Source organism: Streptomyces sp. NPDC033178 (genome assembly GCF_055577685.1).
In genome coordinates, this window is sequence record NZ_JBVIPT010000012.1 from 227,244 (window position 1) to 253,097 (window position 25,854).

The following is a 25,854-nucleotide window of genomic DNA, read 5'->3' on the forward strand; positions in this document are numbered from 1 at the left end:
ACGTGCTTCAGTGGACGTGTCTCAGTGGCCAGGAACATATCCACGCTGCTTGTCGACGACGTTCGGCAGCGGCTCTCCCGTCTCCCAGAGCTCGTACAACTCCACGAACTGCCTGCCGAGTTCGTCCCGCCAGCCCACCGTGTCCCCGCTCATGTGCGGCGACACGATGAGGTCCGGGGCCGCCCACAACGGGCTGTCGGGGCCCAGCGGTTCGTGCTCGAAGACATCGAGCGCCGCCCCCGCGATCCAGCGACCCGCGAGAGCCTCGGCCAGCGCTTCCTCGATCACAAGCTGCCCGCGTCCGACGTTCACGAAGCGTGCCGACGGCTGCATCAGTCCAAATCGCCGCGCGTCGAACATCCCGTACGTGTCCTCGGTGAGCGGTGCCGCGGACACCACCCAGTCGGCGCGCGCGATCAGCCGGTCGAGGTCCTCCGGGCCGTGCACGCCCTCGCGCGCGGCGCGTCCGACGAGCGCCGTCGTCATACCGAGCGCCTTGAGCGTCCGCTCGATCGCGCGTCCGATCGGCCCGGAACCGACCACGCACGCGCGGTTTCCGGCGATCCGCTGCGACTCGCGGTGCCGCCACTCCCGGGCCCGCTGCAGGTCCCAGGTGCGCGGCAGATCCTTGGCCATGGCCAGGACGAGCGCGGCCACGTACTCCGCGATCGGCTGGTCGAAGACGCCGCGCGCGTTCGTCACCAGCGTGTCGGACGCGGCGAGTTCGGGGCACATCAGGTGGTCCACGCCCGCGCTCGCCGTGTGCACCCAGCGCGGCCGCGGGCCCTCGCCCGGCCAGGCCCGGCGCACGGCGTGCGAGGCGAAGTCCCAGACCAGCAGGACGTCCGCGGAGGGCAGGAGCGCGGGCAGCGACGACTCGTCGGCGTGCTCGACGCGCACCCGGCCGGTGAGCCGGCCGAGCCGGGGCGGCGGCTCGGCGTCGAGCACCAGGAGGGTTGTCTTTTCGGCCAGGTTCGGGGGCGTGGCAGAGGTCATCGGGGGGAAACCATTTCGCAACGAGGGTCCGCTTCTCTGGTGTCTGGACGCTGGACGCCGGGCTCTGAGTGCGTGCGGGACATCGGCAAAGCCGTCTGGGACCGGCCGTCGGGCCGGGGGCGCACAGCCGTCTCAGATGCGCGGATTGACCACGCTCGCACCGGAACCTACCTTCGTCAACAAGGGCTGGTTTCCGTGGGAATCCCGGAGTCCCGTCCGTTCTCCTGTCCCGACGTCCCGGCATGCGCCGGCTTGTGTCCCCCCGGCCTTTCGGCCGGTCACCACCGCTCGTTCGACCCGAGTTTGGGGCTGCTCATGGACGTCTCCTTCCTTGGTGGACCACACCCTCAAAGGGGTGTCGGCGTCGTCGCTCCCTTCGATTTCGCTCTCGACCGTGAACTGTGGCGCTGGGTCCCCGACGAGGTCTCACTCCACCTCACCCGTACCCCGTTCGTGCCCGTGGAGGTCAGCCTCGACCTGGCCCGGCTGGTCAGCGAGCACGAGACACTCGGCGACGCGGTGCGCGCGCTGAACGCCGTCGGCCCTGAGATCGTCGCGTACGCCTGTACGTCCGGCAGCTTCGTCGGCGGCATCCCGGGCGAGCGCGCGATGTGCGAGGCCATGACCCGGGCCGGCGAGATCCCCTCCGTGACCACGTCCGGCGCCCTCCTGGCGGCACTGGAGGAGCTGGGCGCACGGCGGATCGCGCTCGTCACCCCGTACACCGTCTCCGTGACCCAGTCCCTGGAGGAGTACCTCGCCGAGGCGGGCATCACGGTCACCGGCCGCGCCTACATGGGCCTGACCAGGCACATCTGGAAGGTCCCGTACCGCAATGTGGTCGACATGGCGCGCGACGCCGTACGCGGCCAGGCGGACGCCCTCTTCATCAGCTGTACGAATCTCCCCACCTACGACGTCATCCCGCAGCTGGAGGCCGAGCTGCGCATCCCGGTGATCTCGGCCAACCAGGTGACGATGTGGGCTGCCCTGCGCCACCTGGGTACCCGGGCAGTAGGGCCGTACCAGGCGCTGATCGACGAGTCGGCGCGACAGCGGCCCGTACCGCCCGCACTGCCGGAAGAACAGGAAGGTTGGGCATGACGGCTCTCGGATTCCTCTACCCGGGCCACTCGGCCGAGGACGACTACCCGCGCATGGAGCAGCTCCTCGGCAGCGACATCCGCCTCCAGGTCGTCCACACGGACATCGGGGAGGACGCCCATCGCGTGGACGCACTGCTGGAGATGGGCTCGGCGGCCCGCCTCGCCGCCGGGATCGAGGACCTGCGCCTGTCCGGTGCCGAGGCGGTGGTCTGGGCCTGCACGAGCGGCAGTTTCGTCTACGGCTGGGAGGGCGCCCACGACCAGGTCCGCACGCTGGCCACGACGGCGGGGCTGCCTGCATCCTCGACGTCCTTCGCGTTCGTCCATGCCGTACGGGAGCTGGGTGCGAAGCGGGTCGCCATCGCCGCGACGTACCCCGACGACGTGGCCGTTCTCTTCGGGAACTTCCTGACGGACGCGGGTCTGGATGTCCTCGGTGTGCGCAGTTCCGGGATCATCACGGCGGCCGAGGTGGGCACGTGGAGTGAGGCCGAGGTGCTGGCCCTGGCCCGCGCGGGCGACCACCCGGAGGCGGAGGTCGTCCTCCTCCCCGACACCGCCCTCCACACCGCCTCCCACATCCCGGCCCTGGAAAAGGAACTCGGCAAGCCGGTCCTCACCGCCAACCAGGTCACGGTCTGGGAAGCCCTACGCCTCACAGCCCGCCGCGTGAACGCCCCCGAACTCGGAACCCTCTTCACCAGGGAGCCGATCGTCCAGGCGTGACGGTCCCGGCGGGGGCGGAGCCAGGGCTTTTCGCCCCCGCCGCCCCTACCCATTCCCGTCCCTTGCTCAGGGGCTCCGCCCCCGAACCCCCGCTCCTCAAACGCCGGAGGGGCTGGTTTTCAGTGGGGGTCTGGGGGCGTCAGCCCCCAGGGGAAGGGAACGGGTAGGGGCGGCGGGGGCGAGGGAATAAAGCGGAGCCCACCTCCTGTTACGGCAGCGCGGACAACGCGTCGTACCAAACAGGAGGACCCCCGTGGCGGCACCGGACCACACCCCCAGCGAACCCGACGAGATCCGGGCGGAGGCGAAGGGGACCGCACAGGTGCCCCTCTCCGTCCTGGACCTGGTCACGGTAGGCGCCGGCCGCACCGCGACGGACGCCCTCCGCACCAGCGTCAAGCTCTCCCGCCTCGCGGAGGACAGGGGCTTCCACCGCTACTGGGTGGCCGAACACCACTCCATGCCGGGCGTGGCCTCCACCTCCCCCGCCGTGATCCTCGCCCACCTCGCCGCCCACACGGCCCGCATCCGCCTCGGCTCGGGCGGCGTCATGCTCCCGAACCACGCCCCGCTGGTCATCGCGGAGCAGTTCGGCACCCTGGAGGCGATGGCCCCGGGCCGCGTCGACCTGGGCCTCGGCCGGGCCCCAGGGACGGACGGCGCCACGGCCGCGGCCCTCCGCCGCACGGACCGCCTCAACGAGGGCGCGGACGACTTCCCCGAGCAGCTCGCGGAGCTCACCCGCTTCCTGGACGACGACTTCCCGCCCGGCCACCCCTACGCCCGCATCCACGCGGTCCCGGGCCCCATCCAGTCGACCTCCCCCGGCGGCGTCCAGTCCCCGCACCGCCCGCCGATCTGGCTGCTCGGCTCCTCCGGCTTCAGCGCCCGCCTCGCGGGCACCCTCGGTCTGCCCTTCGCCTTCGCGCACCACTTCTCGGCGCAGAACACGGTCCCGGCGCTCGACCTCTACCGCGAGTCCTTCCGGCCCTCGGCCGTACTCGACTCGCCCTACGCCCTGATCGGCGTCTCCGCCCTCGCGACGGACGACGAGAAGGAGGCCCGCCGCCAGATCATGGCCGCCGCGCTCAACATGGTCCGCCTGCGCACGGGCCGCCCCGGCCTGGTCCCCACCCCGGAGGAGGCGGAGGCGTACGAGTTCAGCCCGATGGAGCGGGAGTTCGTCGACTCCTGGAACACGAACGTCGTCCACGGCACCGCCGACGAGGTCCGCTCCGGCCTCGACGACCTCCAGAAGCGCACCGGCGCCGACGAGTTGATGCTCACCGCCAACGCCCACAGCGGCGACGTACGCCTGCGCTCCTACGAACTGATCGCGGACGCCTACCGGTTGCCCGCGGCCGGAGAGACCCGGGCCGGGGAGCCTCAGGCCTGAGAGCAGGCCGCCGCCGTCAAGAGCGCGGAGATACGATCCGGCGCCACCGGCCGGGAGTAGAGCCACCCCTGGCCGGTGTCGCAGCCGATGCGCCGCAGTCGTGATGCCTGGCCCGCCGTCTCCACGCACTCGGCGGTGACCGTCAGGCCGAGCCGGTGCGCGAGCTGGATCATCGCCTCGACGATGACCTCGTCCGCCGGGTTGGACCGGGCGTCCGGACCCGCGCCGTTCTCGCCGGTCTCGTACTGGAAGCCGCGCACGAACGACCCGTCGAGCTTCAGCACCGAGACCGGCAGCCGGCTGAGGTAGGCGAGGTTCGAGTACCCGGTGCCGAAGTCGTCGATGGCGATGCGTACGCCCATGTCACTGAGGGCCTGGAGGGCCTGGAGCGGGCGGCCCGCCGAGCCCATCACCGCGGACTCGGTGAGCTCCAGTTGCAGGAGGTGCGGGGCGAGGCCCGTCTCCGCGAGGGTTGCCGCCACGTCCGCCACCAGGTCGGAGTCCCAGACCTGGCGCACGGCCACGTTCACGCTGACGAAGATCGGTTCCGCGTCCGGGTGGTCCAGCTGCCAGCGGCGCGCCTGCCGGCAGGCGGTGGCCAGCACCCAGCGGCCCAGCTGCACGATCGAACCGTCTTCTTCGGCAAGTCCGATGAACCGATTCGGCGTCAGTGTGCCGAACTGAGGATGGTTCCATCGCACCAGCGCCTCGACCCCGCGCACCCCGCCGTCCTCCATGCACACGAGCGGCTGGTACTCCAGCGCGAACTCGCCCTTCTCGATGGCCGGGCGGAGCGTGGAGGAGAGGGCCTGGCGGGTCATCCGGTGGGCGTTGCGCTCCGGATCGAAGAGCGTCCAGCGGGACTTGCCGTCGGCCTTCGCCCAGTACAGCGTCGTGTCGGCGGCCTGCATCAGACCGGTCGCGGTGGTGCCGGCCGCGTGCCGCTCCACGACACCGATCGAGGCCGAGACCGAGAGCCGCTGCCCGGAGAGGTCGAACGGCACCTGCAAGGACTTCAGCACGGAGTCGGCGAGGTCCGCGAGCTGCTCCGTACCCGTGGAGTCCTCGACCAGCAGCGCGAACTCGTCGCCGCCGAGCCGGGCGACCAGGGGCGTGGCCGGTCGCGCGTACCCGGCCTCGTTCGCGCAGCGCGTCAGCCGCTCGGCGACGGCCGCGAGCAGCCGGTCGCCGACGCGGTGGCCGAGCGTGTCGTTGACCGCCTTGAACCCGTCCAGGTCCAGATAGCAGAGCCCGATCCGGCCGGTGCCGGACTCCTCGTACGCCTCCGCCTCCAGCGCGGCCGAAAGCCGCTCGAAGAACAGGGTGCGGTTGGGCAGCCGGGTCACCGGGTCGTGCATCTGCAAGTGGCGCAGCCGGGCCTGGAGTTCGCGGCGGGCGCTGATGTCGGAGACCGAGAGCAGCACCGCGCGCTCCTCCTCGGGCAGCGGACTGACCGTCACCTGGGCCCAGAGGGAGTGGCCGTCGGGGTGTTTGAGGCGTCGGGTGCAGCGGAGTCTGGCCTGCCGGCCGCGGAGCACCTCGCGGTAGGCGTGCCACGTACGGGCGTCCGAGGCGAGGTCCACCAGGTCGGCGGCGATCCGGCCGGTGAGCCCTTCCGGACCCGCGCCGAGGAGCGCTCCCAGGGTGTCGTTGGCCGTGACGACCAGGCCCTCCCGGTCCACGACGGCCATCGCGAGGGGAGCGGCGGCGAAAGTGGCGCGGAATGTACGTGTACCGGCCTCGGCGGCGGTGTCGGCACGGGCTCCGGTGCCGGCACTGGGGTGGGGCTGGGGGTGGGCGTCGGCACGGGGATCGGTGCCGGTGTGGGGGTGGGCGCCGGCCTCGAAGTCGATTCCGGGGTGCGGCGCGAGGCCGGCCGGGGAACCGGCCGAGAGCAGGGCCGGAAGTCCCGCCGACAGACCGGACGGGAATCCGGCGAGGAAGTCGGCCGGAAGCCCGGCCGGTAGCTCGGCCGGTAGCTCGGCGGGGAGTCCCGCCGAGAGGTCCAGAGGGGGTGCGACCAGGGATTCGACGCGTGGGACCCGTTCCTCGTGAGGTGGGGTCCCGACGCGACGAGAGGCCGCGATGTGACTCTCTGTGACGGCCGGCCGGACGAGGTCTACCGCGGGCGCCGGCCCATCGGACGTTCCGCTCACCGTTCGCTCCCGCTGTGCACTCGTTCGTCGTACAGGTCTCGTCGGGGGGTCGGCCGGTGGTGGACGGCCGCTCTAGCCGTGTCCGCGCAGGAAAGTGTGCCGATCATAGAGGTTGGCCGTAGGGCCTTCCAGCTACTGTCCAGTGTCCCGGATGAACCCCTCTCTCTGACAGATCGTTTCTGCCCGCAGCTGGACGGGTTCCTTCCCCGGCCGATCACTTGTGACGTTCCGTGAGTGCTCGGGGTGTCGCCGCGTCCTGGCGCCCCCCTGGCGCTCCCCGATGTTCTCGGTCGGATGTCGGCCCTCTCACTCCTTTGGTTCAGATAAACAGGGCGTAAACGATCAAACCGGCACAGGCTGGTTGCGGTATCCCGAATTCCGCATCCGGAGGTCGACGTGCCGCGTCTGCTCCCCCTCAAGGGGCTCACCCGTGGCGGGGTCCGACCCCGTTGGCGAGGCCTCGGACGGCCCGGATCGGGTCGGCCCGGTCCAGGTCGGCCCGGTCTTCGTCCGCGTGTACCGGCATGGTGGGGGCAAACCTGGCGGGAACGGTGGTGGCACGCACCCGCGGCCGTGTTCACCTCCATGACGGCGCTCGCCGCCACCTCCCTCGTGACGGGCCCCTCGGTCGCCGTCCCGCTCTCCATGCCGTGCGCCCTCAAGCGCACCGACGCGCACCACTCGGAGGGCCTGGACACCTGGAACGCCGCCTACCCGCGCCCCACCAGCCGCCTCGACGCGGTGATGGTCTTCCTCTCGTTCCCGGACGCCGACCCGCTGACCACGCCGGACGAACTGACGGCCGACTACTTCCCCGCCACCAGCCGTTTCTTCGAACGGGCCTCGTACGGCAGGTTCCAGCTCCGCCCGCACCCGCTCACCGAGTGGATCCGGATGCCGCGGGCCTCCACCTCGTACGCCATACAGCGCGACTGGAGCGCGGCGGCGCGCTCGGCGTATCTGCGCGACGCCCTCGCCGCGGCGGACGACCGGGTCGACTTCTCCCGCTACGACATCGTCTACTTCGTCGCCGACCCGGACGCGCCCGGCGTGGACTCGGACGCGACGAAGGTGGTGAACATGGACACGCCGCTGCGGGCCGACGGGAAGGACATCCGCCGGGTCGTCACGGTCTTCGAGAAGCATCCGCCGGACCGGCTGGTCCTGGCCCACGAGACCGGACACGTCTTCGACCTGCCCGACCTCTACCACCGCCCCTCCGACGGCAAGGGCGACTGGGACACGTACGTCGGCGACTGGGACCTCATGGGCAGCCAGTTCGGCCTGGCACCCGACCTGTTCGGCTGGCACAAGTGGAAACTCGGGTGGCTGGAAACACGCCAGGTGGCGTGTGTGCGGGGCGCGGGTGGACGGGGTACGCGGCTGACGCTGGAGTCTCTGGGAGCGGGGCCCGGGGTGGCCGCGGCGGGTTCGGAGGCCTTCGCGAGGGCGGGTGTTCCCGGTGCCGGGCCGGAGTCGGAGGGCACGGGATTCGGGTCCGGGAGCGGGACGAAACTGGCGGTGGTGCGGACCGGGCGGGACACCGCGATCGCCTTCGAGGCGCGCGGGCCGGTCGGCAACGACGCGGCGGTCTGCTCACAGGGAGTGCTCGTCTACCGCGTGCGCGGCGGGACCCGGTCCGGCGGCGGCCCGATCGAGGTCGTCGACGCGCACCCGTCGTCCGCGGCCTGCTGGGACGACTCGGTCTATCCGCCGCTCGCCGACGCGCCGGTCGGACTCGGGGAGACCTTCACCGTGCCGGGCGAGAACGTACGCGTCGAGGTGGAGGACCGGACGGCGTCGGGGGCGTGGACGGTGACGATCTCGGCCGGGGGCTGACCTCCTGGGTGGGGTCCCACACCGGTCGGCCGCCGGGGCCGTCGGGGAGTGGGTGGCATGTCGGCATGCGAAAGGCCCCTCGCTCTCGCGAGGGGCCTTTCACCGTCTGTGCGCCGCCAGGGACTCGAACCCCGGACCCGCTGATTAAGAGTCAGCTGCTCTAACCAACTGAGCTAGCGGCGCTTGCTGACGTCGTAGACCTTAGCATCCTGATCGGCGGGAGGAAAAATCGATATCCGGGGGTCGGGGGAGGGCTCGGGGATGCGTCGGCGGGCCGCTGACCGGGCCGCTCGTATCGCCGCCCAGAGCAGGATCGCCGGGGTCGGCAGCCAGGGGTGGCGGGTGTCGGGAGCGACCAGCCAGCGGGATTCCGCGGGGGGACGGGAGCCGGTGCGGGGAGCGGCCGGGGCGGTAGGGGCGGGGGGCGGGACCGTCACCGCGTCACCGGTGCCGTGGCAGAGGAGCGGCGGGACGGACCGGGCCCGCTCCGAGGCGCCGCCCGAGCCCCACTCCTCCCACTCCAGGAGCGCGGGCAGCCGCTGGGCGGTGCCGGGCGCGGCGAACAGGAGCATCCGGCCCCGGTAGGTGGCGACAGGGCCGGAGCCCGGGCCCTCGTCCCACAGCCGGTCCAGCATGCGGCGGCCGAAGACCGCGGGCGCGTTGACGACGTCGAAGGCGAATCCGCAGGACAGGACCACCGGGGCGGCGGGCCGGTCCTCCCGGAAGGCGAGCGTGCCGCGCGGGTACGTTCCTGTCGAGGCGAGCCAGGCGGCGCCCTCGGAGGTGACCCCCGAGACGTCGAACCGGTCGGGGAGCGGCTCGACGGTGCCGTGGCCTGTGTCGAGGCCGGGGCCTGAGCCGGAGCCTGGGCCGGGGCTGTCGGGGACGATGCTTACCGGGTTCCGATCGCTGCTCATGTCATCTAGAGCTACCGGGGGTGAACGGCCCATCCCTGAGGGTTGCGGGAATGGGGGACAGCGGGGTGTGGGGTGGGGTATCTTGCCCGCCTGGCATATGCCATCGGTTGTTTTCGGCTGGGCGTGGCTTGGATACGTGGCTGCCGCGCGGTTGACGCACGGCTGTCCGGGGGCTGGTTGCCCGTAAGGCTTGAGCAGTGGGTTCGGCGGCCGGGTTCGCGGGCCCGGCCCGGGTGTCCCGCCCGCGTACGGTGTCCGCGCGCCGCCTGAACGCTCGCGGCCGGTGCGGGCGGCGCCGGCGCTCAGACCGGGTCCGCGTACCCCTCGGCGTCCGCACCGCGCAGGAGTTCGCGGCCGAACTCCACCATCTTCTTCGCGTAGTCCTCGGTCCACTCGGCCCGTTCGGCGATCGCCGCGGGCGTCAGCCGGTCGAACCGGCGGGGATCGGCGAGCTGTGCGGCGGCCATCGCCTGGAACTCGACCGCCCGGTCGGTGGCCGCGCGGAACGCGAGGGTCAGCTCGGTGGCCCGGTCCAGCAGCGCCTGCGGGTCCTCGATCGATTCCAGGTCGAAAAAGTGCTCGGGATCGGCAGCAGCCTCCGCGGGCTCGAAGAGCAGCGGCGCGGGGCGAAGCCGCGGCTCGTTCCGACGCGGCGTGGGCTCCGCCATGACTTCTCCTCCTCGTACGGTGGTCGGCCCGTCCTTGTTGGTGGGCCACCGTCCATTGTCCCTTGACTGCGCAAGAGCGCCTCAGGGCGCGGCTGACCGGCCCTGATGCACGCTCTCTCCTACCCTTCGCGCTCCCTCACGACTCCCACGAGACCCGGTGCTCCGCCAGATGGGAGAGCACCGCGTGGTTCGCCTCCCAGCCGTCGGGGAATTTCACCGTGACGCCGAGCTGGACCGGCTCCGTGGACGGGTGGTCGTCGAGGAGGTCGGTGACACCCGCGCGGCAGACGACGATGCAGGCGTGGCGGTGGCGGGAGGCCAGGACGCACAGGCGGCCCGTTTCGAGGTGGAAGGCCGTCGCGTCGGGGCGGCCCGACAGGGGATGCAGGACGACCGTCACGTCGTACTCCCGGCCCTGGAGGCGGTTCGCCGTGTCCACGGTCACGTCCGTGACGCCCAGCTCCGCCAGGGCCGAGCGGACGGCCGCGGCCTGGTCGCGGTGTGCGGTGCCGACGGCGATGCGGTCGGCCGTCAGCGGGGCCGGGTCGGGGGAGCGCTCGGACGTCGCCGCGCCGCCCCGGTCCAGGAGACGGCGTACGACCCGGGCGAGCGCGTGGATCGCCTCCGGGTCCGTGCGCGGGGTGTGCCGGGCCGGCAGTTCCAGCAGGCCCCAGCCCGATTCCGCCGCCTCGTCGATGACCCGGTCGGGGCCCGAACCGTCCGACGGGACGGCGAAGGCGAGGTGGCGGTCGCCGTGGCCCGTGCCGCTGCGGAACGGCGTGAAGGGGTAGAACGCGTCCGAGACCAGCGGGGCCGCCGACGCCGGAAGCCGCCAGGAGACGGGGAGGCGGTGCTGCGGCAGCTCCGGGTTGTGGGCCAGGAGCGTCGTCACGGCGGAGGCCGAGGGGTCGTACGACAGCCCCGCCCACTGCTCGCTGCCGACGATCGCGAACGGGTCCAGCTGGCCCGGGTCGCCCACGAAGAGCGCCCGCTCGAACAGCCCGGCCACGGCCAGCAGCGCGTCCGACCGCATCTGGTACGCCTCGTCGACGATCGCGTGCCGCCACGGCTCGACGCCCTTGACGTGCGCCCACTTCGCGGCCGTCGAGATCACGACGTCGAGTCCGGCGAGATCCCCGGCCTTCGCGGACTTGCGGACGTTCGGAAGGTCGTCGAGCGCCTTGTCGTACGGGTCCGCGTCGCTGCTGTGCAGTCGGCCGACGGGCAGCTCGGGGTTCTTCTCGGCGAGCCGCAGCACCAGGTCGTCGACCTGCGCGTTCGTCTGCGCGATGACCATCAGCGGGCGTCCCGCTTCGGCCAGTTCGAGCGCGGCCCGCACCACGAGCGTGGACTTGCCTGCACCGGGCGGGGAGTCGACCACGACACCGCGGTGCGTCCCGTGCAGGGTGTCGCGCAGGATCGCGCCGGTGGCGTGGGCGGCCTCGGCGCCCGGATCGAACACGGTGGTCACAGGACGTCCTCTTCGGTCACGGCGTCGGGCTGCACCTCAAGCTGCGGGGCGGCGGCATCGGTCTCGCCGGGCGGCCCGCCGTGCGTCCACGGCGTCTCTTCCGGGTCGGGCAGCTTCGCACCGCCCCGCTGCTCGTGCTCGAAGAGGGTGAAGCAGACGAGATCGCCCTTCTCCGGTACGGATCCGGTCTCGGGCTCCTTGCCGCGGCCCATCTTGTCGACGACGCGCAGCACGACCAGGGAGCCGAGGTCGTCGCCGGTGTCATGGCCGAGGTCGTCGCTGTGGGCATGGCTGTCGTCGTGGCTGTGGTCATCGGGGGCGCCTTCGCCCTCGTACCGGACGTACTCGACGAACTCGGCCGCCTGGGCCTTGCCGCCGAGCGACCGGTAGACCTTGGCGCGCTCGCCGAAGTGCGGCCGGTCGTCCGTGCGGACGGTCACGAGGGGGCGCGGGCTGGGCCGTTTGCCCTCGCTGTACGCCATCACGACATCCGTGACCTCGCCCGCGAAGGCCTCGCCCGCGAGCCGCCGGCCGGCCATGACGAGCGGGTCGTCGAGGGCCTCCTGGGCGTCCAGACGGGCCTGTTCGCGCTCACGCGTGGCGAGTTTGTTCGCCGCCGTGACCGCGTCGTCGCGGCGCGGCTGCGGGGGCTCGCCGGCCAGGACCCGGTCCCGGTGGCCGGTGAACGACCAGCGGTCCCGGGTCCACCGGTCGGCCGCGTGGGCGCCCTCGGGCAGTTCGCGCAGCAGGTCGAGGCCGCGCCACACCGCGTCCCAGGTGGGGCGGGTGCGGCTCTCCACGAGGTCGCGGATCTGCCGCTCGGCGGCGGTGAGTTCACCGAGCCGGTCGTCCGCCTCGATGCCGTCCTCGGCGGCCGCGAGTGCCGTACGCGCGCGGTCGTAGCGCTCGATGGCGGGGGCGAGCAGTTTGTTGTCGAACGCCGGGTCGGTGGCGGGCCCGGCCGGCGGGCAGAGGAGCTGTCCCCTGCCGTCCCGCCGCAGCTCGGCCCGGAGCGCGGCATCGGCGCCGGACTCGCCCTGCGGCGGGTCGATCCAGGCGAGCAGCGCGCCGAGGTGCTGGTCCTCCAGGCTGGACTGTCCGGTCGCCCAGTGCCGGGACAGGACGTCGGTGAGCGCGAGGAGGAGCGAGGAGCCGGGTACGCGGGACCGCTCGCCGTAGTGCGTGAGCCACCGGCCGAGCAGTGGCACGCGCGGGGGTGCCGGATGCGGTGTCTCCGGGTCCTGCTCGGCGGTTCGGCGGAAGCGCATGGAGCGGCCGAGCAGCCGTACGAAGTCGATGCCCGAGCGGCTCGGGACGATCAACTGCGGGGCGTCCGCGCACAGTTCGACCTCGACCTTGACCCGCTTGCCGGTCTCCGGGTCGGTCTCGTTGCGCTCGGCCGCCTCGACGTCGTCGGCGTACGCGTCGATGTACGGCAGGACGATGTCCGCCAGCTCGGCGAGGAACGCGAAACGGAGGTCGCGGTCGCGGGGCTGGGGGACGACGAGGAGGCGGGGGGCTTCGCGGTCCGTGCCGACCAGTGCCCCCAGCGGGGCCCCGGCTTCTCCTGCGGTGGTGAGCGGTACGAAGACGAGGGGGTGCTCGGAGAGGTGGCGGTGGCGGGTGGTTGCCAGGGGCTGGGCCCGGCCGGTGTCCACGGCTTCCAGGCGGGCGAGGGTGGTGATCAGAGACATGGGGCTGCCTCTCGGGAGGGGCGGGCCGGGTGGTGCGGTGGTGTTTGTGCGGGTTGTGTTCGGGCTGAGGGTGCGTGGGGGTTGCTCGCGGGGCGCTCCGCGGGGTGCGGTGTTGTGTGTGCGGGTCGGTGGGGGGTGTTCGCGCAGTTCCCCGCGCCCCTTGGGGGGCGCTCTGTGTGGGGCGGCGCCGTATGGGCGAGGTGGCCCGGTGTGCATCGGGACCGGGGGGACCTCAGCACGCCGCCCGTCCTGAGGCTTCGGCTCGCGATCCTTCCGCACTGCCCGGCAGCTCGGCCCCCGGCCTTGCCCCGCCGCCCAGGGCTTCCGCCCGCAAGGCTGCCGCTCTGCGCAGGGCCGCGACCGCCGGGTCGGTCGGGTCGCCGGACCTGCCGTGGGCTGCTGCGAGGACGTCGTCGATCGTTGTCAGGCCGCCCAGTTCGGCGCGCAGCGAGCGGCCGAGTGAGGTCACCGCCCCCTCCGCCCGGGAGTGGTCGCGGCAGTGGAAGGCGAGCTCGCAGGCGGAGAGGCACTCGGGGGCGTAGGTCGCCGGCACCGACTCCACCGCGGCCGTAAGGTCGGCGGTGGGGAGGTCGGGGGAGAAGCAGGTGCCCTCGGGGAGCAGGTCGGCGATGTCCTCGATGCGAGTGAGGCGGTCCAGCTGGCGGCGGGTGACCGAGCGCTGCTTGCGGACGTCGACGGCGGACGCGGTGGGGAGGTTGGAGAAGTCCTTCGGACAGACCAGCAGCACCGTGTGCCGCACCTCGGGCAGGCGGGTGCGGAAGCCGTCCCGGGCGCTTCGCGTCCCGGGGGTCTCTGCCGGTGCCTCCGTCGGCGTCTCCGTCGGCGTCGCGACGGCGGCCGCGGGGAGGTCCGACGGGGCGAGCGCCGTGAGCGGAGCTGCCGCCGCGTCTCCCGCGTCTCCCGTGTGTCCCGCGTCTCCCGCGTCTCCCGTGTGTCCCGCGTCTCCCGCGTCTCCCGCGTGTCGCCCGTCTCCCGTGTGTCCTTCCGGTCCCGCGCCGAGCCGGGCCGCGACCCGCTCCAGTGCAAGGACGTACACCGCGGCCTGGCGGGCGGCCGCGCCCACCTTGGCCGCGTCCGCCGAACCGTCCAGCATCGGGAAGGACTTGATCTCGACGACGGTCCAGCTTCCGTCGGGATGCACGACCACCGCGTCCGGCTCAAGGAAGGCGGGGGAGCCCGCGACGTCCAGGGCGAGCAGTGGGTGGTCGAGCAGTGTCCAGACGCCCGCGTCGGTGGCCTCGCGCAGCGCCAGGGCCGTACGCGCGGTGCGTCCCTCGGGGCCCACGGCGGACAGGTCGGGAGCAATGCCGGCGGTGGGCGGTACGGCCCCCGCGTCCAGCTTCTCGTGCACGAGCCGCAGCAGTTCCGCGCCGCCGTCTGCCTTGACGCGCGCCTCGAAGGCATTGCCCCGCATGAACGCGAACTGCGACTGACCGAAGGCCGAGGGCGAGCCGAGCGCGCTCGCCAGTGCGGTCTTGTTCACCCCCGCCCCGTCGAGGATCGCGCGCCGCTTGCACCCCGGGTTCGCGGCGAGTGCCGCGAGGGCGCGCGCGTCGAGCGGCTGCGGCGGGACCGCGGGGCCGCGCAGCTCAGCGAGCCGCTGCCGGAGCCCCGTCCCCCGCGCCGGGGGGACTCGCTCCCGGTTCGGCTCCTGCCGGGGCTCCCGGCTCGGCGGTACCCGGGACGGCTGGGACCTTGCGCTGTCGGGGAATTCGCTCACCCGGCGAAGTCTGGCACCCCGCACTGACAATTGAGGAACCTGCGCCGTGCGAGGCGCCTGTGGAACCCCCGGCGACCGGTGCGAAGGGCCGGATCCCCAGCCGCGCCCGGAGCGTGTCCGCGAGCCGCAGCACCGGCCGGGTCAGCAGGAAGCCGATCCCCATCACGACGAATCCCGCGACCGCGTCGAGGAAGTAGTGGTTGGCGGTCCCCATCACCACGATCGTGGTGATCAACGGGTACAGGACCCCCGCGACCTTGGTGAGCCGCGTGCCGCCGTACATCCAGAGCATCACACCGCACCACAGCGCCCAGCCGCAGTGCAGGCTCGGCATCGCCGCGTACTGGTTCGTCATGCCGCCGAGTCCGCGCGGCGCGCTCGCCTCGCCGCCCCACCAGCCGTAGTCGCTGTACTGGGCCATCGTGTCGACGAACCCGTGGCTCGCGGACAGCAGCCGCGGCGGACAGGTCGGCAGCAGCGTGAAGCCGATCAGACCGATGAACGTGGACGTCATCAGCCAGGTCCTGGCCGCTCTGTAGCGCACGGCACGGGACCTGAAGAGCCAGACCAGGACGGCGGGCGTGACCATGTAGTGCAGCGACGCGTACCAGAAGTCGGCCGGTATGCCGATCCAGGGCTCGCGTGTGAAGAGACGGTTCAGCGGGTGCTCGGCGTTGAGGAAGAAGAACTTCTCGACGCGCAGGATCGCCAGACCGTGGTCGACGGCGCTGGTCACGTCCCCGCGCGCGAGGAGCCGGCCCGCCGAGTACGCCCCGTACACCAGCAGGATCAGTGGCAGCTCGGTCCACCAGCGGAGGCGGGAGCGTGGTGCCGCCTCGGTGCTCGGTGCATCGGTCCGCAACATCCGATCCCTCCCCCTCCTGCTTTCCCGGCCGCAATGACCTGGCCCAATTTACGTTCTGCGCGCGTCCCCCGTGGCCGCGCCCCTGGTGGTCATAGACGCAGAGATCGCCCAGCGGGTTGCTCAAACTGTGAGTGAGCGATGATGGAGTGATCCACCCCTCGTTCCCCTGCGGTTCACCGCTCGATCTTCCCCGAAAGGCCCCTTCCATGGCACCGCGTTTCCTGCTGGCCCGGCACGGACAGACGGAATGGTCGCTGTCCGGCAAGCACACCGGCAGGACCGACGTCCCCCTCCTGGAGGAGGGCAGGCGCGGTGCCAAACTGCTCGGAGAGCGCCTGCACAGGGCCCCGCTGAACGGCCTGCCCGGGGTGGAGATCCGGACGAGTCCGCTGGCACGCGCGCGTGAGACCTGCGAACTCGCCGGCTTCGGCGACCGGGCGACCCCCTGGGACACGCTCATGGAGTGGGACTACGGCGCCTACGAGGGCATGACCCCCGACGAGATCCGGGCCGACCGCCCCGACTGGCTGATCTGGCGGGACGGGGTGCCCAGGGGCGAGACCCTCGCCGAGGTCTCCGCGCGCGCGGACGAGATCGTCGAGTGGGCCCGCTCCGCCGACCGTGACGTACTGGTCTTCGCCCACGGACACATCCTGCGCTCCATCGGTGCCCGCTGGCTCGGCCTGGACATCGGTTTCGCGGCCCGTATCCGCCTCAACCCGACGTCCCTCTCGGTCCTGGGCTGGGCCTACGGAGAGCCCGCGATCGAGACGTGGAACGACTGCGGCCACCTGGCAACGTAGTCCGGCGCGGGACCCCGCGTCCTTGAGGGGCGCGGGGAACTGCGCGATCGACGCCCACCGCCCCGCAGGTTGATCACCACGCTCCCAACGGCGGGTTGATCACCACGCGCCCCGGCGGAGCGCACCCGCTCAGGCGGACCGCGGCAGCGCCCCGTGCCGCTCCAGGAAGTCCGACACCCCCGAAGCGCGGCGGTGCGGCAGCAGTACGCGCGCCGTCCCCGCCAGCATCGTCTGCACGCGGGACGACTGGACCTCGTCCAGCAGGTCTAGGACGCGCAGCCCGGCCGCGGCCGCCTCGTCGGGATGCCCGGCGCGGGCCAGGTCGTCGGCCAGCTCGGCGGTGTAGAGCGCGAGGTTGCGGGTGAAGTGCGGGTCCTGGAGCCGGGTCGCGCGCCGTGCCTGATGGGCCGCGCGCGACCAGTCGCCCAGCGTCGACCAGCACTGGGCCTCCAGACCGGCCAACTCGGCGTCTCCGTAGAAGCTCATCCACTCCGGATCGGCGTCGCACGGACCCCGCCCGTACAGCGCCTGCGCGCGGGTCAGCGCCTGTTCGCAGCCCCTGCGGTCGGCGAGCCCCGCCCAGCCGCCCGCCTCGCGCAGCGAGAGGAGCGACAGGAGCCGCGCCGAGCCCAGCGGGCGCGCCGCGAACTGGGCGGCCTGGGCAGCCCGGACCGCCTCGCGCGGGCGCCCCGCGTCACGCGCGAGGAAGGACGTGTTGCAGAAGGCGTGCGCCTCCAGGGCCGGGTCCCCGGCCACCCGGGCGGTCGCGAGCGCCTCCGCGTAGTGCGAACGCGCGTCCTCGAAACGCCCCGAGTCGTGTGCCAGCCACCCCACGGAGATGGCCAGTTCACCGGCCCCCGTGTGCAGCCGCTCGGCGGTCGCCTGCCGTGCGGCGCCCGCGTCCAGCAGGGCGTACGCGGCCCGCAGCGGAGTCGACGCCCTGCGGTACAGCCCGTCGGCGCCGTGCCGGTCGTCCAGCAGCCGGATCTTGCGTACGGCCTCTTCCAGTGCCCCTGCCTCGGCCTCGCCTGCCCGGCGCACGGAACGGTCCGCGGCCGCGGCAGCGCCGCTGAAGGCGAGCCCTATGGGGCCCAGTGAGGCGGCCGCCACGGTGGCGGTACCGCCGCTCATGAATGCGCGACGTTGCACGTCGCTCTCCTCGTGGTTCTGGTCGTCGATCTCGTGCGGGTGATACCGGTCGTTCGGTTCGTACGTGCCGTACGTGGTGTCATACGGCTCGTACGCCCCTTCCGTCTCATGCGGGGCGTACATCGGGCTCGTGGTGCGCGGGTCGGGCGCCTCCTCGAAGGAGCGCGCCCCCCGGCCGCGTACCGCCGAACGGGGCACGAACCCCAGGTCCGTCAGAGTCCGGCCGGGGAACATGTGCAGGAACACCCGCTCGTACGCGTAGTTGGGACACCGGATCTCTCCCGCCTCGACCCGCCCGATGTAGCGCGCGTCGCAGCTGACCTGCTCGTCGATCTCCCGGGCGGCCCGTCGCACCGCCGCGGCGAACTCGCCCGGCGAGCGCTGACCGCGCAGCCGCCGGAAGGCGAGATTCGGCCGCGTCGGCCGAGGTGACTGGGACGACGAGGTCATCGGTGACGACGCCATGGCCGGGCCCTCTCTCACGAACCGTCGAACCATGCCGGAAGCAGGGCGAGTTGATCATGTTGTCGACCTGCCGTACCTGTGTTTCCGGCGGGCACGAACGTACCCGTTGTGACGAGTCCACCACGCGGGGTTTGGCTACAAAACGGATATCTCATCCCTGATCTGCCATGAACTGCCATCCTTTGCGGCCGAGTTTCGCCGTAGCCGTTGACGCCACACGGCGTTGAACCATGCGGTGTGCCCGATCGAGGAGGGGTTCCGTGGTGGAGGCCAGGATGGAGAGCAGGCAGAGCGTCGATCCTTGTGATCTCGTGACCGTCCCCGCTCGGCAGGGGCTGGAGGCGGTCGACATCCTGCGGCGCGGTGCGTCGGCGGAGGCCGTCGGCCCCGTTCTGCACGACGACAGCTGCGACACACTCGGATTTCTGGTGCCGCCGGGGACGGCTTCTGCCTGGGACGTCCCGGGCAGTACGTGTACGCGGACCGACGGGCGGGGTCTTCGGCTGGCGCCGGAGCCGCCGGTGGAGGGGTCGGACTGGCTGTTGCCTCCCGGGGAGGCGGACCTGGCCACGGATCCTGCGGTTCTGCGGGCTGCGTTGGGGGAGGCGGCTCGTCTGATCGAGGCGGCGGACAACTGCCGTTGAGGTTGGGCGGGGGGTTCGTGGGGTTTGCGGTCCCTGTTTTGTCTGCGGGTTCGCTTGGGCTGGTCGCGCAGTTCCCCGCGCCCCTAAAGAAACAAGGGGCTGCTGTCGCTGAGCCGGACTGTCTGCTGCCGTCGATAATGGGTGGATGGCGAGGGCTAAGAACAAGCGGGCGGGCGACAAGCGGGGCGGGGACAGACGTGTTGCTGCCTCGGCCGTCGTCGAGAGTGTGGACGGGGGGCTTGCCGAGCTCATGCCCGACCGGGACCGGGGGCGCGCCTGGACGCTGCTCATCGACGGGGCCCCGCAGTCGCACGTCGACCTCGACGACCCCTCGTACCTGAGCTTCGAGTACCAGCGCCGGCTCGGTCACGTCATCGATCTCGTCGCCCCGCCCAGCAGGCCCGTACAGGTCGTGCACCTTGGCGGGGGCGCCTTCACCCTTGCCCGGTACGTGGCCGCCACCCGGCCCCGCTCCACCCAGCAGGTCGTCGAACGCGATGCGGCGCTCGTCCAACTGGTCCGCCGCGAACTGCCGTTGGACCCGAACGCCCGGATCCGCGTACGGTCCGTCGACGCGCGCGAAGGGCTCGCCAAAGTGCCGGACGGCTGGGCGGACCTGGTCATCGCCGACGTGTTCAGCGGGGCACGGACCCCCGCGCACCTGACGTCGGGCGAGTTCCTCACCGACGTACGCCGGGTCGTCAACGCCGGTGGCCTGTACGCCGCCAACCTCGCCGACGGCCCACCCCTCGCGCACCTGCGCGGCCAGGTCGCCACCGCCGCCGGTGTCTTCCCCGAACTCGCCCTCATCGCCGACCCGACGGTCCTGCGCGGCAAACGCTTCGGCAACGCCGTACTGATCGCCTCGGCCCTACCCCTCCCCGTACTCGAACTGACCCGCCGAGCCGCCTCCGACCCCCACCCGGCAAGAGTCGAACACGGCAAGGCGCTACGGGACTTCACCGGAGGGGCGACCCCGGTGACGGACGCGGCAGCAGTGGCCTCACCGGCACCTCCGCCGTCGGTGTTCCGGTAGGAATGCCCCGCAGGCGCACCCGCGGCCAATCCACAGACCGAGCCACCCGCGGCGCTCAGTAATCGTTGATAGAAACCCGCGGCGCAGAGTCGTGCCACGTACAGAACACCGAAACCCGATCCGCCCCCGCCGAGAACTCCACCCGAATCCACGTCTCGGTCTTCCACACCTGCATCGACCACCCGGACGCGGGCGTCGCGGACACCAGCGACGCGTACGACTTGCCGAGGTCGAACACGACCCGGCCCCCATCGGTGTCGTAACTCTTCACCTGGCCGGAGGCGCCCGCGCCAGGAGTGGCACCCGCCGACTTCGAGGGCGAGGGCGAGGAAGGAGGCGAGGACGAGGACGGGGCCGAGGGCGAACGCCCCGCACCCGGCTCACGGCTCTTCGACGGTCCGGACCCGGGCCCCGACTCGGGCCGACTGGTCGAGGAGGCAAGCGGCTTCGCGCCCTGCGCGGTCGTCCCGTCCGCCGTGATCGGCAGCGCGCGCGGCGGGTCGTACGCCGTCCCCGCCATCACGGTGTGGACGCCCCACCACGACAGCGTGACCGCCGCGCCCGTGGCGAGCGACCAAGCCAAGCCGTGTACGAGTCCTCTGCGCATCGCGGGCCATACTGCCCCACGCGCCCCACACATGTCCCCTGTCGGTGCCGCCCGGACGGTTATCCACAGGCCCCGGACCGGCCCAACCCTTATGGCGTACGGTGCGGGCCATGGCAAGTGTGCTCGTGGTCGAGGACGACCAGTTCGTGCGCTCGGCCCTCATCCGGCATCTGACCGAGGCCGCGCACACGGTGCGCAGTGTCGGTACGGCACTTGAGGCGCTGCGCGAGGTCGCCCATTTCCGTTTCGACGTCGTGATCCTGGATCTCGGCCTGCCCGACCTGGACGGGTCGGAGGCGCTGAAGATGCTGCGTGGCATCACCGACGTGCCCGTGATCGTCGCGACCGCCCGCGACGACGAGACGGAGATCGTGCGGTTGCTGAACGACGGCGCGGACGACTACCTGACCAAGCCGTTCTCGGTCGAGCACCTGGCGGCCCGCATGGCGGCGGTGCTGCGCCGCGCCCGGTCCTCGGCCGGGGAGGCCCCGCCGTCGCCGGAGATCCGCGTCGGCGGTCTGGCCATCGACCCGTTGCGCCGCCAGGCCGAGCTGGACGGCGTACGACTCGATCTGACCCGGCGCGAGTTCGACCTGCTGGCCTTCCTCGCCGGGCGGCCCGGGGTCGTCGTGGCCCGTAAGGAACTGCTCGCCGAGGTGTGGCAGCAGTCGTACGGGGACGACCAGACCATCGACGTCCATCTGTCCTGGCTGCGACGGAAGCTCGGCGAGACGGCGGCCCGACCGCGCTATCTGCACACCCTGCGCGGAGTGGGTGTGAAGCTGGAGCCGCCCGGGCCGTCGGGAGCGGAGCCGCCGCGATGAGATGGGCACTGGTCAAGGTCTGTGTGGCGGTGACCACCATGGTCGTGGTGGCCTTCGCGGTGCCGCTCGGGCTCGTCATCAGGGAGATGGCGAGGGACCGCGCGTTCTCGAACGCCGAGCGGGAGGCCGCGGCCATCGCCCCCGCCCTCTCCATCACCACCGACCGAGGCCAGCTGGAGAAGGTCGTCGCCTCGGCGGGCTCGGACGCCGGGATGGCCGTCCACATACCCGCGAGCGACGGTGTGGAGGCGGTCGACCTCGGCCGGCAGCGCGCCGTCGGCAAGGACATCGCCACCACCCGGAAGCTGGGCCGGGCCTCCACGACCGAGGTCCCCGGCGGCTCCACGCTGCTCCAGCCCGTCGCGCTGAGCTCGGGCGAGATCGCCGTCGTCGAGGTGTACGTGCCCGAGTCGGAGGTCACCAACGGCGTGGCCACGGCCTGGGCGGTGCTCGCCGGGGTCGGCATCGCGCTCATCGTCGGTTCGGTCGCGGTGGCGGACCGGCTCGGCGTACGGATGGTGCAGCCGGCGCAGCGACTGGTGGAGAGCGCGCACGAGCTGGGGGAGGGGAAGCTGGGCGCCCGGGTGCCCGAGGAGGGGCCGACCGAACTGCGGCTCGCGGCGGTCGCCTTCAACTCCATGGCCGACCAGGTCGTCCAACTGCTGGCGAACGAACGGGAGTTGGCGGCCGACCTCTCGCACCGGCTGCGTACCCCGCTGACGGTGCTGCGGCTGAACGCGGCCTCGTTGGGGGACGGGCCCGCCGCCGAGCAGACCCGGGCCGCCGTCGCGCAGCTGGAGCGCGAGGTCGACACGATCATCCGGACCGCCCGGGACGCCAAACCGCAGACCGCGGCGATAGGCGTGGGCGCCGGGTGCGACGCGGCCGAGGTCGTCCGGGAGCGGATGGACTTCTGGTCGGCGCTCGCGGAGGACGAGGGGCGCAAGGTGCGAGTGGCCGGGGTCGACCGGCCGGTACGGATACCCGTGGCCCGCGCCGACCTGGTGGCCGCGCTCGACGCACTGCTCGGGAACGTGTTCCGGCACACCGCCGAGGGCACGGCCTTCGCGGTCGACGTGCACAACGGCGAGGACGCCGTCATCGTGCTCGTCTCGGACGCGGGCCCGGGCATCACCGACCCCGAGGCGGCGATGGCGCGGGGCGGCGGATCGGGCAGCGACGGCTCGACCGGGCTCGGGCTCGACATCGTGCGCAGGCTCGCGGAGTCGACGGGCGGGGACGTACGGATCGGACGCTCCGTCCTGGGCGGGACCGAGGTCCGGATCTGGATCCAGCTGGACGGCCGGGAGCCGGAGCGGCGAGGTCACCGGGGCTCGGTGCGCCGCCGCCGATCGGCCAAATTGGTCTCGACCTTTAACCGGTCCCGATCTCTTCCTTAAGCGCACCCTAAGATCCCCGACCCCCGTCCGGATCAGGCCGTTTGCCCGTTTCCGGCTCGCTAGCGTGCTGCCGCACCCCACCCCCCTCCCGTGACCCCCTCGGGGACTCCCGGAACAGCGAAGGCAGGCACGCCATGAGCACGCACCGGCGCACGGTCAACGGCAGGAACAAGGCGATCGGAGGCGTGGTCGCCGCGGCCGTGGTCGGCGGTGGGGCCCTCGTGTTCTCCGGTACGGCGCAGGCGGCCGGGGTCGGCGCCGCCTACACCAGGACCAGCGACTGGTCGACCGGCTACACCGCGCAGTACGTCGTCACCAACGACACCGGTGCGGCGAAGACGGACTGGACGCTGGAGTTCGACCTGCCGTCCGGGGCCGGGCTGAGCTCCCTGTGGAACGGCGAGTCCAGTGTGAGCGGCCGGCACGTCATCGTGAAGCCGCCCGCCTGGGACAAGGACGGGCTGGCCAAGGGCGAGTCGGTGACGGTCGGCTTCGTGGTGAACGGCTCCGGTGCCCCCACCGGCTGTCTCATCGACGACGCCAAGTGCTCGGTGGACGACGGGGCGACCCCGGAACCGACCGGCCGCCCGACGGGGACGGGGACGGGGACGGGGACGGGGACGGAGACACCGAAACCGACCGCGACTCCCACGGCCACCTCCTCCCAGACCGCAGACCCCACCGCCTCGCCTTCCAAGCCTTCCGAGCCCTCCGAGTCGACCGGCGGCGGCACCGCGGCCACCGCCGGCTTCGCGCCCTACGTCGACACCTCCCTCTACCCCGCCTTCGACCTGGTCGCCGCCGCGACGGCCACCGGTGTGAAGGACTACAACCTCGCCTTCGTCACGGACGGCGGCGGCTGCACCCCCAAGTGGGGCGGAGTGACGGACCTCGGCACCGACGCGGTCGCCGCGCAGATCGGCGCCCTGCGCGCCAAGGGCGGCGACGTCCGCGTCTCCTTCGGCGGCGCGGCCGGCTCGGAACTGGCCCTCAACTGCTCGTCGGCGGACGCCCTCGCGGCGGCGTACGAGAAGGTGGTGGACGCGTACAAGCTCACGAAGGTCGACTTCGACGTCGAGGGCGGCGCGCTCCCCGACACGGCGGCGAACACCCGCCGGGCGAAGGCGATAGCCACGCTCCAGGCCGAACACCCGGACCTGGACGTCTCGTTCACCCTCCCCGTCATGCCCGAGGGGCTCACCCAGGACGGCGTGAACCTGCTCGCCGACGCCAAGTCGAACGGCGTGGGCATCGACACGGTCAACATCATGGCGATGGACTACGGCCCGGCGTACAGCGGCGACATGGGCACCTACGCCGAACAGGCCGCGACGGCGACGCAGGCGCAGATCAAGGGAGTTCTGGGCCTGTCCGAGTCCGCGGCCTGGAAGGCGGTCGCCGTCACCCCGATGATCGGCGTCAACGACGTGGTGACGGAGATCTTCAAGGTCGACGACGCCACCCAGCTCGTGAACTTCGCCAAGTCGAAGGGGATCGGCTGGCTCTCCATGTGGTCCGCCACCCGCGACAAGCAGTGCCCCGGCGGCACCAAGCCCTCCGCCGACGCGACCTGCAGCTCGATCCTCCAGGACCCCCACGCCTTCTCGAAGGCCTTCGCCGCCTACAAGTAGCCCGACGAGCAGCCCCGAGCAGCCCGGCGGGCAGCCCCGCAGGAAGCCCAACCAGCCATCTCCGCACGGGGGTCATGCGCCCCGGCCGGCCTTTCCCCCCACCCGGCCGGGGTTCGCGGAGGGGCGCGGCACTCCCCTCACAGTGCCGCGCCCCGTCCCCCGCCCGCCGTGTCCCCCCTGAGAGAGGGGTTATTCGGTCGTGTTCACCGACGGAAGCGCCCCGGTCCGGGCCGCCTCGCCGTACCAGAGTGCGCTCGACTTGGGCGTACGGGCCTGGGTCGCGTAGTCCACGTACACCGCGCCGAAGCGCTTGTCGTAGCCGTACGCCCACTCGAAGTTGTCCATGAGGGACCACAGGTAGTAGCCGCGGACGTCCGCGCCGTCGGTGATCGCCCGGCGCACGGCCGACAGATGGCCGTGGAGGTAGGCGATGCGCTCCGGGTCGTGGACGCGGCCGTCCGGGTCGGGCTTGTCGTCGTACGCGGCGCCGTTCTCGGTGATGTGGATGGGGAGCCCGGGGGCCTCCCTCGTGTAGCGCATGATCAGCTCGTGCAGGCCCGACGGGTCGATGGCCCAGCCCATCTCCGTACGCTCGCCCGGAGTCTGATGGAACATCACATCGTCCGCACCCGGCCACGGCGAGTGGTCGCTCGCCCCGTGGCCGTCCGCGCGCGGGCCGCTCAGGGCGGTCTCGGCGGCGCCGACCAGCGTCGGCGTGTAGTAGTTGAGGCCGAGCGCGTCCAACGGCTGGTTGATCAGGGAGAGATCGCCGTCCAGGACGTACGACCAGTCCGTGATCGACGACGTGTCGGCCAGCAGGGTCTCCGGGTACGCGCCGTGCAGCATCGGGCCGTGGAAGATGCCGTTGGCCAGGTCGTCGATGCGCCGGACCGCCACCAGGTCCGCAGGGTCCTGCGAACGCGGCCTGACCACCGAGGAGTTGAGGCTCACCGCGATGCTGTTGCGGGCAGGCATCGCGGTGCGCAGAGCCGAAGTCCCGAGCCCGTGCGCCAGGTTGAGGTGGTGAGCGGCACGCAGGGAGGCCTCCGGGTCCGTGCGACCGGGGGCGTGCACCCCTGATCCGTACCCCAGGAAGGCGCTGCACCAGGGCTCGTTGAGCGTGATCCACTGCTCGACGCGGTCGCCCAGCGCCTCACCGACGATCTGCGCGTACTCGGCGAACCGCAGTGCCGTGTCGCGCTCGGGCCAGCCGCCCGCGTCCTCCAGCTCCTGGGGGAGGTCCCAGTGGTAGAGGGTGAGCGCGGGCTTGATGTTGTGGGAGAGCAGCTCGTCGACCAGACGGCGGTAGAAGTCCAGGCCGCGCTGGACGGCGGGGCCGCGGCCCGTCGGCTGCACCCGGGACCACGACACCGAGAAGCGGTACGCGGTCAGGCCCAGCTCCGCCATGAGGGCCACGTCGTCGCGGTACAGGTGGTAGTGGTCGTTGGCGATGTCGCCGTTCTCGCCGCCGGCCGTCTTGCCGGGCGTATGACTGAACGTGTCCCAGATCGAGGGCGTACGGCCGTCCTCCCGCACCGCCCCCTCGATCTGGTACGCGGAGGTGGCCGCGCCCCAGAGAAAGGCGGGCGGGAAGGTCACGGGCGTTGCGGGCTCAGACATGGAAGCGCTCCCATGGGAGGAAAGGTCGTAGGAGACCAGGGAATATGGGGTCGGAGGGGGGAGAGGAACAGGGGCCGAGGCAGCGGCGGCTCGGCCCCCT

General features: G+C 72.2%; 21 protein-coding genes and 1 tRNA gene. 10 read left to right on the forward strand and 12 right to left on the reverse strand.

Features of this window, described 5'->3' with window-relative positions; genetic code table 11:
• Positions 1-21: 21 nt before the first annotated feature.
• Positions 22-996, reverse strand: a complete 975-nt coding sequence (locus ACZ5VQ_RS28710) for a D-2-hydroxyacid dehydrogenase (RefSeq protein ID WP_469107396.1) — start codon at positions 994-996, stop codon at positions 22-24.
• 315 nt (positions 997-1,311) lie between these two features.
• Here ACZ5VQ_RS28710 and ACZ5VQ_RS28715 point away from each other — a divergent pair, with 315 nt between their 5' ends.
• The 3 genes from ACZ5VQ_RS28715 to ACZ5VQ_RS28725 all read left to right on the forward strand — a co-directional run bounded on the left by ACZ5VQ_RS28715 (position 1,312) and on the right by ACZ5VQ_RS28725 (position 4,224).
• Positions 1,312-2,100 (forward strand): maleate cis-trans isomerase family protein, encoded by a 789-nt coding sequence (locus ACZ5VQ_RS28715; protein ID WP_469107397.1) that lies wholly within the window; start codon positions 1,312-1,314, stop codon positions 2,098-2,100.
• Entirely contained in the window at positions 2,097-2,828 is a 732-nt protein-coding gene (locus tag ACZ5VQ_RS28720) for a maleate cis-trans isomerase family protein (protein ID WP_469107398.1), read from the forward strand. Before ACZ5VQ_RS28715 ends, ACZ5VQ_RS28720 begins: the two co-directional genes overlap by 4 nt.
• Positions 2,829-3,081: 253 nt before the next feature.
• Complete coding sequence (locus tag ACZ5VQ_RS28725) at positions 3,082-4,224, forward strand: LLM class flavin-dependent oxidoreductase (protein ID WP_469107399.1); 1,143 nt, start codon at positions 3,082-3,084, stop codon at positions 4,222-4,224.
• On the opposite strand, the gene ACZ5VQ_RS28730 is transcribed toward ACZ5VQ_RS28725, so the two are convergent.
• Positions 4,215-6,380: a putative bifunctional diguanylate cyclase/phosphodiesterase gene (locus tag ACZ5VQ_RS28730; protein WP_469107400.1), complete on the reverse strand. Its 2,166-nt coding sequence runs from the start codon at positions 6,378-6,380 to the stop codon at positions 4,215-4,217. The two genes, ACZ5VQ_RS28725 and ACZ5VQ_RS28730, sit on opposite strands and share 10 nt — an antisense overlap.
• A gap of 396 nt (positions 6,381-6,776) precedes the next feature.
• Between ACZ5VQ_RS28730 and ACZ5VQ_RS28735 the strand changes: the two genes are divergently transcribed.
• Positions 6,777-8,219 (forward strand): M6 family metalloprotease domain-containing protein, encoded by a 1,443-nt coding sequence (locus tag ACZ5VQ_RS28735; protein ID WP_469107401.1) that lies wholly within the window; start codon positions 6,777-6,779, stop codon positions 8,217-8,219.
• Positions 8,220-8,328: 109 nt separating this feature from the next.
• Here the strand turns inward: ACZ5VQ_RS28735 and ACZ5VQ_RS28740 are convergent.
• The 7 genes from ACZ5VQ_RS28740 to ACZ5VQ_RS28770 all read right to left on the reverse strand — a co-directional run bounded on the left by ACZ5VQ_RS28740 (position 8,329) and on the right by ACZ5VQ_RS28770 (position 15,575).
• Positions 8,329-8,402 (reverse strand) — tRNA-Lys (locus ACZ5VQ_RS28740).
• Positions 8,393-9,136 carry a hypothetical protein gene (locus ACZ5VQ_RS28745; RefSeq protein WP_469107402.1) on the reverse strand — a complete coding sequence of 248 codons (744 nt, stop codon included), beginning with the start codon at positions 9,134-9,136 and terminating at the stop codon, positions 8,393-8,395. The genes ACZ5VQ_RS28740 and ACZ5VQ_RS28745 overlap by 10 nt, the downstream gene beginning before the upstream one ends.
• 302 nt (positions 9,137-9,438) lie before the next feature.
• Entirely contained in the window at positions 9,439-9,804 is a 366-nt protein-coding gene (locus ACZ5VQ_RS28750; RefSeq protein WP_143632492.1) for a hypothetical protein, read from the reverse strand.
• A 136-nt stretch (positions 9,805-9,940) separates the two neighbouring features.
• A complete protein-coding gene (locus tag ACZ5VQ_RS28755; protein ID WP_469107403.1) occupies positions 9,941-11,275 on the reverse strand; it encodes an AAA domain-containing protein in 1,335 nt (444 codons plus the stop codon).
• Entirely contained in the window at positions 11,272-12,969 is a 1,698-nt protein-coding gene (locus ACZ5VQ_RS28760) for a hypothetical protein (protein ID WP_469107404.1), read from the reverse strand. Before ACZ5VQ_RS28760 ends, ACZ5VQ_RS28755 begins: the two co-directional genes overlap by 4 nt.
• 232 nt (positions 12,970-13,201) lie before the next feature.
• Positions 13,202-14,578: a hypothetical protein gene (locus ACZ5VQ_RS28765; RefSeq protein WP_469107495.1), complete on the reverse strand. Its 1,377-nt coding sequence runs from the start codon at positions 14,576-14,578 to the stop codon at positions 13,202-13,204.
• 1 nt (position 14,579) lies between these two features.
• Positions 14,580-15,575, reverse strand: coding sequence for a phosphatase PAP2 family protein (locus ACZ5VQ_RS28770; RefSeq protein WP_469107405.1), 996 nt, complete (start codon positions 15,573-15,575; stop codon positions 14,580-14,582).
• A gap of 206 nt (positions 15,576-15,781) precedes the next feature.
• On the opposite strand from ACZ5VQ_RS28770, the gene ACZ5VQ_RS28775 reads away from it, so the two are divergent.
• Entirely contained in the window at positions 15,782-16,378 is a 597-nt protein-coding gene (locus ACZ5VQ_RS28775; protein WP_362077426.1) for a histidine phosphatase family protein, read from the forward strand.
• 129 nt (positions 16,379-16,507) lie between these two features.
• On the opposite strand, the gene ACZ5VQ_RS28780 is transcribed toward ACZ5VQ_RS28775, so the two are convergent.
• Positions 16,508-17,992 (reverse strand): hypothetical protein, encoded by a 1,485-nt coding sequence (locus tag ACZ5VQ_RS28780; RefSeq protein WP_469107406.1) that lies wholly within the window; start codon positions 17,990-17,992, stop codon positions 16,508-16,510.
• A 275-nt stretch (positions 17,993-18,267) separates the two neighbouring features.
• On the opposite strand from ACZ5VQ_RS28780, the gene ACZ5VQ_RS28785 reads away from it, so the two are divergent.
• Both ACZ5VQ_RS28785 and ACZ5VQ_RS28790 read left to right on the forward strand, forming a co-directional pair.
• Entirely contained in the window at positions 18,268-18,636 is a 369-nt protein-coding gene (locus ACZ5VQ_RS28785; RefSeq protein WP_362077547.1) for a hypothetical protein, read from the forward strand.
• 145 nt (positions 18,637-18,781) lie between these two features.
• Positions 18,782-19,672: a spermidine synthase gene (locus ACZ5VQ_RS28790; RefSeq protein ID WP_469107407.1), complete on the forward strand. Its 891-nt coding sequence runs from the start codon at positions 18,782-18,784 to the stop codon at positions 19,670-19,672.
• A gap of 55 nt (positions 19,673-19,727) precedes the next feature.
• Here ACZ5VQ_RS28790 and ACZ5VQ_RS28795 read toward each other — a convergent pair whose 3' ends face one another.
• Positions 19,728-20,279, reverse strand: coding sequence for a hypothetical protein (locus ACZ5VQ_RS28795; RefSeq protein ID WP_469107408.1), 552 nt, complete (start codon positions 20,277-20,279; stop codon positions 19,728-19,730).
• A 110-nt stretch (positions 20,280-20,389) separates the two neighbouring features.
• On the opposite strand from ACZ5VQ_RS28795, the gene ACZ5VQ_RS28800 reads away from it, so the two are divergent.
• The 3 genes from ACZ5VQ_RS28800 to ACZ5VQ_RS28810 all read left to right on the forward strand — a co-directional run bounded on the left by ACZ5VQ_RS28800 (position 20,390) and on the right by ACZ5VQ_RS28810 (position 24,134).
• Positions 20,390-21,103, forward strand: a complete 714-nt coding sequence (locus ACZ5VQ_RS28800) for a response regulator transcription factor (protein ID WP_469107409.1) — start codon at positions 20,390-20,392, stop codon at positions 21,101-21,103.
• Positions 21,100-22,503 (forward strand): HAMP domain-containing sensor histidine kinase, encoded by a 1,404-nt coding sequence (locus tag ACZ5VQ_RS28805; RefSeq protein WP_469107410.1) that lies wholly within the window; start codon positions 21,100-21,102, stop codon positions 22,501-22,503. The genes ACZ5VQ_RS28800 and ACZ5VQ_RS28805 overlap by 4 nt, the downstream gene beginning before the upstream one ends.
• 134 nt (positions 22,504-22,637) lie before the next feature.
• On the forward strand, positions 22,638-24,134 hold the full coding sequence (locus ACZ5VQ_RS28810; protein WP_469107411.1) for a glycoside hydrolase family 18 protein: 1,497 nt from the start codon (positions 22,638-22,640) through the stop codon (positions 24,132-24,134).
• Positions 24,135-24,323: 189 nt separating this feature from the next.
• Here the strand turns inward: ACZ5VQ_RS28810 and ACZ5VQ_RS28815 are convergent, their stop codons facing one another.
• Positions 24,324-25,754 carry a GH1 family beta-glucosidase gene (locus tag ACZ5VQ_RS28815; protein ID WP_469107412.1) on the reverse strand — a complete coding sequence of 477 codons (1,431 nt, stop codon included), beginning with the start codon at positions 25,752-25,754 and terminating at the stop codon, positions 24,324-24,326.
• Positions 25,755-25,854 lie beyond the last annotated feature (100 nt).

Bases quoted from the DNA above. Each gene is read 5' to 3' on its own strand.
- ACZ5VQ_RS28715 (WP_469107397.1), top strand. From the start codon at position 1,312: ATGGACGTCTCCTTCCTTGGTGGACCACACCCTCAAAGGGGTGTCGGC.
- ACZ5VQ_RS28710 (WP_469107396.1), bottom strand. From the start codon at position 996: ATGACCTCTGCCACGCCCCCGAACCTGGCCGAAAAGACAACCCTCCTG.
- ACZ5VQ_RS28805 (WP_469107410.1), top strand. From the start codon at position 21,100: ATGAGATGGGCACTGGTCAAGGTCTGTGTGGCGGTGACCACCATGGTC.
- ACZ5VQ_RS28745 (WP_469107402.1), bottom strand. From the start codon at position 9,136: ATGAGCAGCGATCGGAACCCGGTAAGCATCGTCCCCGACAGCCCCGGC.
- ACZ5VQ_RS28785 (WP_362077547.1), top strand. From the start codon at position 18,268: ATGGAGAGCAGGCAGAGCGTCGATCCTTGTGATCTCGTGACCGTCCCC.
- ACZ5VQ_RS28815 (WP_469107412.1), bottom strand. From the start codon at position 25,754: ATGTCTGAGCCCGCAACGCCCGTGACCTTCCCGCCCGCCTTTCTCTGG.
- ACZ5VQ_RS28750 (WP_143632492.1), bottom strand. From the start codon at position 9,804: ATGGCGGAGCCCACGCCGCGTCGGAACGAGCCGCGGCTTCGCCCCGCG.
- ACZ5VQ_RS28770 (WP_469107405.1), bottom strand. From the start codon at position 15,575: ATGTTGCGGACCGATGCACCGAGCACCGAGGCGGCACCACGCTCCCGC.
- ACZ5VQ_RS28800 (WP_469107409.1), top strand. From the start codon at position 20,390: ATGGCAAGTGTGCTCGTGGTCGAGGACGACCAGTTCGTGCGCTCGGCC.
- ACZ5VQ_RS28790 (WP_469107407.1), top strand. From the start codon at position 18,782: ATGGCGAGGGCTAAGAACAAGCGGGCGGGCGACAAGCGGGGCGGGGAC.
- ACZ5VQ_RS28775 (WP_362077426.1), top strand. From the start codon at position 15,782: ATGGCACCGCGTTTCCTGCTGGCCCGGCACGGACAGACGGAATGGTCG.
- ACZ5VQ_RS28720 (WP_469107398.1), top strand. From the start codon at position 2,097: ATGACGGCTCTCGGATTCCTCTACCCGGGCCACTCGGCCGAGGACGAC.
- ACZ5VQ_RS28780 (WP_469107406.1), bottom strand. From the start codon at position 17,992: ATGGCGTCGTCACCGATGACCTCGTCGTCCCAGTCACCTCGGCCGACG.
- ACZ5VQ_RS28760 (WP_469107404.1), bottom strand. From the start codon at position 12,969: ATGTCTCTGATCACCACCCTCGCCCGCCTGGAAGCCGTGGACACCGGC.
- ACZ5VQ_RS28810 (WP_469107411.1), top strand. From the start codon at position 22,638: ATGAGCACGCACCGGCGCACGGTCAACGGCAGGAACAAGGCGATCGGA.
- ACZ5VQ_RS28795 (WP_469107408.1), bottom strand. From the start codon at position 20,279: ATGCGCAGAGGACTCGTACACGGCTTGGCTTGGTCGCTCGCCACGGGC.